At 75.1% G+C, this 2,866-nt stretch carries 2 protein-coding genes; one reads left to right on the top strand and one right to left on the bottom strand.

Translation table 11 applies throughout. From position 1 onward, the window contains the following. A partial coding sequence (locus J7523_RS20075; RefSeq protein WP_291890521.1) for a DUF4214 domain-containing protein occupies window positions 1-2,210 on the top strand: 2,210 nt, incomplete at its 5' end. A gap of 51 nt (window positions 2,211-2,261) precedes the next feature. Here J7523_RS20075 and J7523_RS20070 read toward each other — a convergent pair. Beyond that, a partial coding sequence (locus J7523_RS20070) for a substrate-binding domain-containing protein (RefSeq protein WP_291890519.1) occupies window positions 2,262-2,866 on the bottom strand: 605 nt, incomplete at its 5' end.

The raw sequence follows: 2,866 nt of genomic DNA, 5'->3' as shown, positions 1-2,866 counted from the left end.
CGCAGGCGCGCGCCGTCGCGGCGGCGAACACCTCGCTCGCGTCCTTCGGCCTCGCCGCCGACGAGGACTCGATGGCGTCCTGGAAGCGGTACTCGTGGGACGCCGCGTTCTCCGTCACCTACAACCGCGCACCGACCGCTCCGACGGACGTGCGCACCACCGACCCCGACACGACCTGCACCGTCGGCGACGGGCGTCCGTACGTCCGCAGCCTGCGTCCGACGCTGCGCGCCGTGCTGGCCGACCCCGACGGCGGCAACGTCGCGGGGTACGTCGAGGTCATCGACCTCGGCACCGGCGGTCGGGTCTGGGGACCGGCGGTGCTGCCCGGGCAGGGCTCGGGCGCCGAGCACGCGGTGCAGGTGCCCGCCGGGGTCCTGGCTGACGGTCGCAGCTACCGCTGGAGCATCCGTGGCGACGACGGCCAGCGACCGGGGCCGACGGCGTCGTGCGAGCTGACGGTGGACACCACCGCACCGGTCGTCCCGGGCGTCACCGGCGTCGCCGGCACGGGGCTCGTCGTGTACCCCGAGAGCCCGGTCGCCGCGGGTGGCCTGGGCGCCGAGGGGCGCTTCACCTTCACGAACGGTGGATCGGCCGACGTCGAGTACTACCGCTACAGCTTCCTGGGCCAGCCGCAGCGCTCCGTGCCCGAGGGAGCGGCGACGGTGCGCTTCGTGCCGACCGAGGTCGGCAGCCAGACGCTCACAGTCGAGTCGATCGACCGAGCCGGCAACGTGAGCCCGGCGCGCGTGTACCGGTTCACCGTCGGATTCCCGGCGCTGAGCGACGCGTGGCAGCTCGACGAGGCGGCCGGCTCCGTGGCGGCGAACGTCAACGGGGCCGCCCAGCCGCTGACGGTGTCCTCGTCGACCACCCGGACGGCCGGTCTCGGTGCGACGTACGACTACCCGGACGATCGTGCGCTCCAGTTCGACGCCCTCACCGACGTCGCGCGGACGGCCGGGCCCGTGGTGCGGTCCGACGGCTCGTACGCGGTGATGGCGACCGTCCGGCTCGACGACGTCGGCGGCACCTACACGGCCGTCAGCCAGTCGGGCGCCCAGACCAGCGGGTTCGAGCTCGGCCACCGCGTCGACGCGGCGTGCCCGGCCGGCACCGGTGGCCACTGCTGGGCGCTCTGGGCGACCGGGAGCGACGTGGCGTCGGCGAGCCCCGTCGTCGTGCGGTCCGCCGTCCCGGCGCGCCCCGGGTCGTGGGTCCAGCTCACCGGGATGCGCAACGCGGGGACGGGGACGCTCGAGCTCGCCGTGTGCGAGTACGGCACGCCCGACGACGCCCTCACCCCGCGTCCGGTGTCGGCCGCGCCGGTCGCGGCTCCGACGGCGTGGACCGCCGCGGGTCCGCTGCAGGTCGGCCGGGGCGGGACCCTCGCCGCTCCCGCGCGCGGGTGGCACGGTGCGGTGGGCCAGGTCCGGACGTACACGGGCCCGTTGCCGGTCGAGAAGCTCCGGGTGTCGTGCACCAACCCGCTCTCGATCACCCCGACGCTCGACCCGCCGCCGGTGACGCAGCCCGGGACCCCGCCGCCCCCGATGCCCCTCGTCAAGCCCGGGCAGCCTGGCTTCGAACCCGCGTTCGTCGCGTCGTTGTACCGGGACCTGCTCGGGCGCGAGGCGTCGTACCGCGAGCTGGTCGTGTGGACGTCGGCGCGGCGGTCGGGTGCGTCGCTCCAGCAGGTGGTCGAGGGGATCGTGAACTCGCAGGAGTGGCGCAACCGCGTGGTGAACCAGAAGTACCAGCTCTTCCTGGGACGCAACGCGGACAGCAGCGGCCTGCAGGGGTGGGTGAACGCGCTCAACCAGGGCAGCGACGTGTTCGTGGTCGAGAAGGGGATCGTCGGGTCCGCGGAGTACTACGCGCGTGCCGGCGGGACGGCGACGGGCTACGTCACGGCGCTGTTCCGCGACCTGCTCGGCCGCAGCCCGAGCGCCGGCGAGCTCAGCTCGTGGGCGGGGAGGGTGGCGACCGACGGGGCGCTCGCCGTCGCCCACGGGATCGTGTACTCCCCGGAGCACGTCAACCGCGTGATCGACCAGAGCTATCGACAGGTGCTCGGGCGTGGTGTCGACAGCGCCGGGCTGAGCACCTGGTCGACCTACATGTGGAGCGGTGGCTCGGTGGCCGGCCTGCTGGCGCGGATCACCTCGGGCGCCGAGTACACGTCGTCGCGGGTGCGCATGGGCTGACGGCGCAGCGCGCGCCCCGGGTCCGGCTACCGGACCCGGGGCCGTCGTCCGTCAGCGGGTCGTGCCGCGCTCCAGCAGGCTCACGGGCAGCACGATCTGCTCGGGCGGCGCGTCCTCGCCCGCGGTGCGCAGGTCGAGCAGGCGCACGGCGTGCTCGACGAGCAGCTCGTGGTGCGGGTCGACGGTCGTCAGCCCGGGCCACACGTGCTCGCCGAGCGCGAGCGCGTCGAACCCGACGACCTGCACGTCGCCGGGGATCGTGCGGCCGTGGTCCTGCAGCGCGGCCATCGCGCCGATCGCGACCTGGTCGGTGACGGCGAAGACGCCGTCGAGGTCGAGCCCGCGTGCGAGCGCGTCGTCGACGGCCTGCCGCCCCTGCGCGGCCTCGAGCCAGGGCGCGGGCAGCACGAGCCGCTCGTCGACGGGGACGCCGGCCGCGGCGTGGGCCTCGCGCCAGCCCTGGGTGCGGGAGCCGGAGACGCCGGGGTCGTCGTCGAGCGTGCCGCCGACGATCGCGACGCGCCGCGCACCGCGCGCGAGCAGGTGCGCCGTGGCGAGGCGTGCGCCGTCGACGTTGCCGAGCATGACGTGGTCGAACCGTGGCGGCATGGGGCGCTCGCCCAGCAGCACCAGGGGGAGCTGGGTCTGCAGGCGGT

Source organism: Cellulomonas sp. (genome assembly GCF_017744555.1).
Classification (GTDB): Bacteria; Actinomycetota; Actinomycetes; order Actinomycetales; family Cellulomonadaceae; genus Cellulomonas.
The sequence above is the reverse complement of the archived record's forward strand: the minus strand, read 5'-3'. Positions and strand labels throughout refer to the sequence as shown.